This is a genomic window from Streptomyces sp. NPDC005195 (assembly GCF_040608315.1).
GTDB classification, from domain to species: Bacteria; Actinomycetota; Actinomycetes; order Streptomycetales; family Streptomycetaceae; genus Streptomyces; species Streptomyces kaempferi.
The window spans coordinates 1-7,629 of the sequence record NZ_JBEXHZ010000113.1 but is presented as its reverse complement, the minus strand read 5'-3'; the positions used below and the strand labels follow the sequence as shown (position 1 = coordinate 7,629).

Here is a 7,629-nt window from a genome sequence, read left to right as displayed (position 1 = left end):
AGCCACGACGCCGACCTCTACAAGGAACGCAACACCGTCGAACGCCTCATCAACAAGCTGAAGGCCTGGCGCGGCATCGCCACCCGCTACGACAAGACCCCGGACAGCTACCTCGCCGGCCTCCACCTCCGCGCCGCAATGATCTGGATCGACGACCTCATCAAGACCACCGAATGATCACGACATCACACAGGCCCTAGCAGGCGTATCGGTCGTGGAGCTGAGCCGCATGTGCTCGGTAGGGATAGCCCCCGCAAGTGATCGACTGGTCGCTGCCCACGCAAGTGTCCCATTGCGCCACCTGGCCGTCGGTGAAACCTTCACCACCTCGGCGCCAGCCGGCGTCCGCTGCGTACTGAGGGCACTTCTCGTTCTCCTCCCGGGACCGGACACCGTCCTGGCCCGCGACCACGGGGTCAGCCGCAGCCAGGGCGTACCCCTGGGCGCAGATCTCCTGCCCGAGCACTCCTCCCCCGACCACAAGAACGCCCCAGCACCAGAACTTCCGGTCATCCCGTCCACACAGGGGCCTCGAATTGCGGGCCGGTTCGCGCGAGGGGAGCCCAGGTACCGGACTTGGTGCTGGGGCTGCTGCCAGTCCCGCCACGCAAGAACTGCTGGTCGATCACCGAGTGGACCGGGGAGGCGAGTCCGGACGGCATGCAGCACCGACTCGGCCGGGCCGGGTGGGATGCCACGGCGTGCGTGATGACGTGTGTAGGTTCATCCTGGGGCAACTGAGCATCGAGGATGCAGTGCTGTGCGGCCCCGCACGGACGCCGGCCTGCGGCTTGGCCAAGGACGCCGCCTTCGCCACCAAACCGGAGCTGCCCGCCCGCATGATCGGCCGATTCCTGGACGCCGGCATCGCGTGAGCTGGGTCGCGGCGGCCCAGGTCTACGGCGGCAACCCTGAGCTGCGGTCCGCGCTTGAAAAGCACGGGGTCGGCCACATGCTCGCCGTCGCGTGTTCGACCGAAGTGCCCACCAGCACCGGAAAGTTCCGCACGGACGCCCTGGCATGCACCTCCTGCCCGAGCGGCTGGCACAGCAAACGGGGTGCCGACCCAAGGAGTCAGTCGGCTACATCGCGCGGGAGGGTGCCACCCATTGAGGGAAAGTCGCCGGAACCGTCACGAACGACCGCTACGTTTCGGCAGGTCACCTTCACGGAGGGCTGGCGATGAACGTGCACCCTGGGAGCTTCGTCGCACAGCGTCAGCCGAACACCCGGCGTTGGATTTCACGACGATAGTCATCGAGTGTGTTGTCCAGGTGGGTGGTGGCGGCACGGGCCGCGGCCTCGGCGTCACCGTCCCGGATGGCTCGGTAGATTGCGGCGTGCTCGGCGACCGCTTCCTCGGCATGACCGCCGACGGTGCCGTGCAGTCCTATGGTGCTCGACTGGCGCTGCAAACGTCGGGCCTCACGCACCGCCTCCACGAGGAAAGTGTTGTGTGACGCGGTGGCAATGCTGAGATGGAAGGCGTCGTCCCCACGGTCGAACAGGTCCCACTGTTGCGTCAGATGCCCTTCCCTGCATGCCTCGACAGCAGCTTCGATGGCGCGCAGCTCGGTCGGTGTCGCCCGGGTGGCGGCCAGCTGGCTGGCCGTGACCTCCTGGACCCTTCGAAACTCGAAGAGCATGTAGACGTGATCGAGGTCGGTCGGCAGGAAGAAGCCTCCCCAGCGTGAAGACCCCAACATGCCTTCGTCGTCGGCGACGTAGAGTCCGCGGCCTTTCTGCGCACGCACCCGCCCTAGCGCAGAAAGAATCTTCACGGCCTCCCGTACAACGGTCCGGCTGGTACCCAGCCGTGAGGCAAGGTCGTTCTCCGTGGGCATCCGGTCACCGGGCTGGAGTCGCAACTCGACGATGAGTTCCAGGATTTGCTCGGCTACGACCTCATAGCCGGGTCTGTACGCACTCACCGACCGCTCGGCCTGTTGTTGCGGAACCGGCATCCCGTTTGCCGGCAGTTCGGAGCTGCCGTCCAACGACTGGCCTCCTTCGACATGGGTCACAACCGGGGTACACGGACCGTTGATCTCCGGAAGAGCATACACCTGTCAACCTTCAGTGACTGGATAAGTACTACTCATTTTTTGGTCGAGAGGACAGACAAATACTAATAATAAAGGTCATTGATGACATAAGTGGGGCGATTTTTGAAAGATCTTGAAAATAAGTATGCTAATACGTTGACGCATGCCGCCTACCGCGTCTCTTATGTGTGACCAACGGCGCTCGCACCAGCCGCCGCTCAGCAGGACTCGTTGTCCCCTCCGCCGCTGACGATCCCACCGGTCGCGATCACCAAGGGCGGATCCATCTCCTGCTCGCCGCCGACTCAGGACACGCGAGCACGACAATCTTGTGGAGTCGCTCATGACAGCGAAGGGCCGCGCGATCGGCATAAGGGCAACAGGCAGAAACAGCAGGCGCACGGGCCTCATGGCCGCAGGCAGCGCGCTCGTCCTGGCGACCGTAGTCGCCTGCGGGAGCGGATCGACCAGCCCTCCCAGCGGTTTCAGACCGGTCAAGCAGACGGGTGGGCCGTTGACAGTGTGGGTGGACTCTTCCCGCCTGGCAGCCGCCAAGCTGTACCAGAAGCAATACCCCTCGGTGAAGATGAAGATCGTCACCTACGACGGAGACGCCAACGGGTCCAATTACCTGCGGACCAAAGTCAGTTTGTTCAACCGCACCCGTCACGGCTGGCCGGACGTCGTCTTCAGCTCGCAGAACAACGAGGCCAGCTGGGCAGTACAAGCCGGCTTCACCGCCCCCCTGAACAAGGGCCTGATCCCCAAGTCGACCTTGGCAAAATGGGCCACCGGGGCCAACGCCCCGTGCACCGTGGACGGCACCGTCCACTGCCTGCGCAACGATCTGGCCCAGACCGTGCTCTGGTACAACGCCGGCCTCATGAAGAAGTGGGGCTATCAGGTCCCTACGACCTGGCCACAGTACGAGGCCCTGGGCAAGAGAGTCGCCACAGAACACCCCGGATATCTCGTCGGATCCGCGGGCGACGCCTTCACGCCGGAGATCTATCTGTGGGCGGGCAAGTGCGGCGCCAACCAGATCACCGGCCCGAAGGCAGTCACCGTCAACACCACCGACGCGAACTGCAAGCGCATGGCCTCGCTCCTGGACAGTCTGATCAAGAACAAAACGCTCTCCCTGAGCAGCGTATTCAGCTCAGACTTCAGCAAGAACGCCGCACACAAGATTCTCCTGCTCCCCGGCCCCTCCTGGTACGGAGGAGCACTGTTCCAGGAAGCCTTCAAGACCCCTGCCCGCCAGATCGCGGCAGCGCCCATGCCTCAGTGGTCCGGCGATGCCAAGTCTTCGGTCGGCAACGTCGGTGGCGGCACCTGGCTGCTGTCCGCACACAGCTCGAATCTCAAGGCCGCCACCCAATTCCTGACCTGGGTGACCACCGCGGACGACTACCAGGGCAAGATCGCACCCGGTTATCCTGCGTACGCCCCGGTGGCCAAGACCTGGCTGGCGAATCAGAAGTCCGCCGGGTACTACGCCACCGACATCACCGGTCCCCTACAGACAGCCGCAGACCAGGTGTGGCCCGGGTGGGGCTACGGCCAGTTCAGCCAGGAGTCCATCTGGGCCGCCACTGTCACCCCGGGTCTAACCGCCGGCAAGAGCATCACCTCGCTACTGCCGGCCTGGAAGAGCGCAATCGTGAACTACGCTCGCGCCGACGGGTACAAGGTGAGCGAGTGACCAGGTCATCCACGCAAGACCCACGGGACCGGGCACCCACCGCGCGCCCCACGCCGGGTCCCGTACCCGCCGGCTACGGCTTCGTCGCCGCCTACCTGGTACTCCTGATCGCCTTCGGCGTGGTACCGACCGCCTACGCGGTCTACTTCGCCTTCAGCGACGCGGGCGGCCACTTCGCGGGCCTGTCGAACTTCCTTACCGCAGCCCAGGACTTCCGGTTCGCCCCGGCCATCGGACATGTGGCGCTCTACCTGCTCTTCTGGCTGACATCGCTGGTCGTGCTCGTCGTCGGCCTCGCGCTGCTGCTGCACCGCCTGGCAGCACGCGGAGTGAGCAAGGCGCTGCGCTTCCTGTACTACATCCCCGGCGCCCTGGCAGGGGCGGCAAGCGTCATGGTCTGGCTCTTCGTGCTCGACCCCACGGTCAGCCCGGTCGGCTCCCTGCTGCGTGCTCTCGGATTTGGCACCTTCGCGGAGGTCATCGCCCCCGCGCACCTGCCCATCCTGTTCGCCCTCGTCGCCTTCTGGACCGGAGCCGGCGGCTGGATCGTCGTCATGTACGGGGCACTCAACAACATCTCCCCAGACATCCTCGAGGCCGCACGGATCGATGGCGCGGGAGCCTGGCAGACCGCATGGCAAGTGCAGATACCGCTGCTGCGCAAGTGGATCGTCTACATGATGATCCTCGCCTTCGCCGGGGGCACCCAGCTTTTCGTCGAACCCCAACTCCTATCACAGGCCAGTGTCGGAATGGCCGGACGAGACTACTCGCTCAACCAGCTCTCCTACGATTTCGCCTTCCAGAACAATGACATCAACAGCGCCGCAGCCATCTCCGTGGAACTGTTGCTGGTCGGACTGGTCGTGGCGGGAGTGTTCGTCGCCAGATCGGGGTTCTTCGATGCAGACTGACGCCCGCCGGCCCGGATCCCCCGCCGCGGCACCGGGAGCACCGCCAGCTCCGCGCGCGAACACTCCGCGTATCTCACACCGCAAGCTCAACCCGCTTCCCGCGCTCGCCCTCGTCCTGTTCCTGGTCTTCTTCGTGCTCCCAGTGCTCTGGCTCCTACTGGCCGCAACGAAGACCGACGGCCAGCTGGTGCACAGTCATCCGCTGTCGTTCGGCTCCTGGCACGCGCTACGCGCCAACTGGGAGTCGCTGATGGCCTACCAGGACAATGCCATCTTCATGTGGCTGCGCAATTCCGCGCTGTACTCGTTCCTTGCTCTGGTAATCACCGTGTGCGTGACGGTCCCCGCTGGCTACGCGCTGGCAATGACCGAGTTCCGGGGACGCCACACGCTGCTGGTAGCCACCCTCGTGGTGATGCTGATGCCGAATGCCACACTTGTGGTGCCGTTGTTCTTGGAGGTCAACGCCGTCCACCTGATCGGCTCGATGTGGTCGATCATCCTGCCCTACGCGTTCTATCCGTTCGGTGCATATCTCACCTACATCTACTTCGGCACCGCCCTCCCGCGGGAACTGCTGGACGCGGCGCGGCTGGACGGCTGCACAGAGTTCGGCGTCTTCCGCCGGGTCGCCCTTCCCCTGGCAGCCCCCGTCGTAGCCCTGGTCGGCTTCTTCAGCTTCGTCGCCAACTGGACCAACTACTACCTTCCCTACGTCATGCTGCCTCAGAGCGACCAGCTCCCCGTACAGGTGGGCCTCGGGACCCTGCTCAACGACGTCCCACAGTTCAACCCGACGGTCGGCTCCCTGGCGGTTCACCGACCCGAACTGGCTCTGGCCACGCTGCTGGCGATCACACCTGTGCTCGCTGTCTTCCTCTTCGCCCAACGTTTCCTCGTCACCGGCATGCTCACCGGCGCGACGAAAGACTAACCTCGCCGCGCCGTTTCGGCCCCGCGCGCATACCTCTGCCGTGAAATGGAGTTCTCCGGATGCATCCCGTCGTCACGGCTTCGGTGCCACTGCTCGAACCACCCGGCTGGGCTATCGCGCAGCGCCAGCTGTTCGATCTCCTGGATCATGCCTGGCGCCGGTTCGCCCACGACTTCACCCGCCCCGACGGGCGCCTGGACTACCGTGGTCGGCTCACCTCACGCGACGGCGTGGACGACTTCTACGAAGTCTTTTTCAACTGGCCACAGCTCTACCTGCTCGGCGGCGCCGACGATCTCTTGGAGGAGTCGGAGCGACATTGGGAAGGGGTCACCCGTCAGCTGACCGAGCTGGGCATGCTCAAGGACGAATACGAGCGCGGCTACGACTGGTTTCACCAGGGCGAAAGCCTGCTGCTGCTGTATTTCCTGTGCATGGCCGCTCCCGAACGTTGGAAACAGCGGGCGCTGCGTTTCGCGGAACTCTACGTCGATCCGCAGCACGGCAACTACGACCCGGAGCACCACGTCATCCGGCGCCCCCACAACGGCAGCGACCCGCACCGCCAGGGACTATTCGACGGCGGGAGCTATCCGTGGCTCGCCAAGGAAGCCCAGATGTACGGCTATCCGCTGGAATGGACAATGCCGGCGGATGCCGGGGAGCCATCCCGTGACCGAGATCCCCGACTCGGCGAAGAGATGCGCCGCAGAATGGGCACAGGAGACACCGCCGTCAACCTCGCCGCTTCGGGACTCGTCCTCAACGCGCTGATCCTCTCCGGCGAGCACCGCTACCGTGACTGGATCGCCGAGTACGTAGGGGCATGGCGCGACCGTTCCACCGCCAACGGCGGCATCCTGCCCGACAACGTCGCTCCCGACGGCTTCGTGGGAGGACTGCTGGAGGGACGGTGGTACGGAGGGCACTACGGCTGGTCCTGGCCTCATGGTTGGTACAGCGTGGGGCACGCTGCGATCGTCGCCGCCCTGGCAGGGGCCACCGCCACCGGCGACGACGCCTTCCTGGACCTGGTACGCCCCACCCTGGACGAAATCATCGCCCGGGGTAAGACCATGTCCTTCACCGAAGCCGACTCCAGCATCCGCTCGAAGTGGGTGGCCCAGTTGGGCGAAGACGTGAACACTCCCACATTGCACGTCCCCTTCCGATACGCCGACCAGGGCTGGTTCGACTACAACCCCATGCTGATGGCGGTCCCGACCGCTCTGTGGCACCACAGCGCCTCCCCCGAGGACCGCGACCGCCTCGAACGACTGCGTGCTCTCAGCGGCCACGACTGGCGTACGGTACGAGCGTTCCGCAGTAAGGAGGAAGCCGGACATGAAGAGCCCTGGCTCGCCTTCCTCTCCGGCGACAACCCTGACTATCCGGAAGACATGCTGGCCGCCGCCCAGGCCCAGGTACGCCATCGTCTGACCCGTATGGAGCTCTACCGCGGCCAAAGGGTGCCCGAAGCTGACATCCATCTGTGGCAGCAGTCGAATCCCGTGGTTACCGAGGCCCTGGTGCAACTGACATGGGGCGGACCCCAGGTGGTATACAACGGGGGCTTGCAACAGGCGCGAGTCCGCTACTACGACGCCGCCGCCCGGCGTCCCGGGCTTCCTCCCTCCGTCGCCGCCCTGGTCACCAGCATCGACCCGCAAGCGACCGTCGTGGAACTGGTCAACCTCGACGCACTTGACACGCGTTCGGTGATCGTACAGGCAGGGGCATTCGCTGAACACAGCATCCAGGCCGTGACACACACTCTCTGCGAGGACCCGTCCTGGGTTGGTGACCTGTACGACTACGGCCACCGCCCCCCTGAAGTGACCTCTGCATCGGAGGACATAGAGGGACCCTGGCTTCAGGTGGACCTCCCCCGATCCAGCAGGATGCGCCTCACTCTCCGGATCGGCCTGCGCACGCACACGCCGTCCTACCGGACACCGTTCGACACCTAGGCCGTGGTTTTTATTTTTTTGAAGGTCGTGATAAGATATTTATAAAAATATAAAAAAAGGC

6 protein-coding genes are annotated in these 7,629 nt (G+C 64.6%); 5 read left to right on the top strand and 1 reads right to left on the bottom strand.

Annotated features, from left to right (window positions below; translation table 11 throughout):
- Positions 1 to 701: 701 nt before the first annotated feature.
- Positions 702 to 875: a hypothetical protein gene (locus ABZV34_RS35895; protein WP_356286366.1), complete on the top strand. Its 174-nt coding sequence runs from the start codon at positions 702 to 704 to the stop codon at positions 873 to 875.
- A gap of 342 nt (positions 876 to 1,217) precedes the next feature.
- On the opposite strand, the gene ABZV34_RS35890 is transcribed toward ABZV34_RS35895, so the two are convergent.
- Positions 1,218 to 1,964 carry an FCD domain-containing protein gene (locus ABZV34_RS35890; RefSeq protein WP_356286369.1) on the bottom strand — a complete coding sequence of 249 codons (747 nt, stop codon included), beginning with the start codon at positions 1,962 to 1,964 and terminating at the stop codon, positions 1,218 to 1,220.
- Positions 1,965 to 2,388: 424 nt separating this feature from the next.
- On the opposite strand from ABZV34_RS35890, the gene ABZV34_RS35885 reads away from it, so the two are divergent.
- From ABZV34_RS35885 to ABZV34_RS35870, 4 genes are read left to right on the top strand one after another with little or no spacing between them, the layout of a single operon-like run.
- Complete coding sequence (locus ABZV34_RS35885) at positions 2,389 to 3,750, top strand: ABC transporter substrate-binding protein (RefSeq protein ID WP_356286363.1); 1,362 nt, start codon at positions 2,389 to 2,391, stop codon at positions 3,748 to 3,750.
- Positions 3,747 to 4,664, top strand: coding sequence for a sugar ABC transporter permease (locus tag ABZV34_RS35880; protein WP_356286360.1), 918 nt, complete (start codon positions 3,747 to 3,749; stop codon positions 4,662 to 4,664). The genes ABZV34_RS35885 and ABZV34_RS35880 overlap by 4 nt, the downstream gene beginning before the upstream one ends.
- On the top strand, positions 4,654 to 5,598 hold the full coding sequence (locus ABZV34_RS35875) for a carbohydrate ABC transporter permease (RefSeq protein WP_356286357.1): 945 nt from the start codon (positions 4,654 to 4,656) through the stop codon (positions 5,596 to 5,598). The genes ABZV34_RS35880 and ABZV34_RS35875 overlap by 11 nt, the downstream gene beginning before the upstream one ends.
- A 59-nt stretch (positions 5,599 to 5,657) precedes the next feature.
- Positions 5,658 to 7,568, top strand: coding sequence for a hypothetical protein (locus tag ABZV34_RS35870; RefSeq protein WP_356286354.1), 1,911 nt, complete (start codon positions 5,658 to 5,660; stop codon positions 7,566 to 7,568).
- The last annotated feature ends 61 nt before the right edge of the window (positions 7,569 to 7,629 follow it).

What these genes read in the sequence shown, in the direction of transcription:
- ABZV34_RS35870 (WP_356286354.1), top strand. Translation starts at nt 5,658, where the DNA reads ATGCATCCCGTCGTCACGGCTTCGGTGCCACTGCTCGAACCACCCGGC.
- ABZV34_RS35890 (WP_356286369.1), bottom strand. Translation starts at nt 1,964, where the DNA reads ATGCCGGTTCCGCAACAACAGGCCGAGCGGTCGGTGAGTGCGTACAGA.
- ABZV34_RS35875 (WP_356286357.1), top strand. Translation starts at nt 4,654, where the DNA reads ATGCAGACTGACGCCCGCCGGCCCGGATCCCCCGCCGCGGCACCGGGA.
- ABZV34_RS35885 (WP_356286363.1), top strand. Translation starts at nt 2,389, where the DNA reads ATGACAGCGAAGGGCCGCGCGATCGGCATAAGGGCAACAGGCAGAAAC.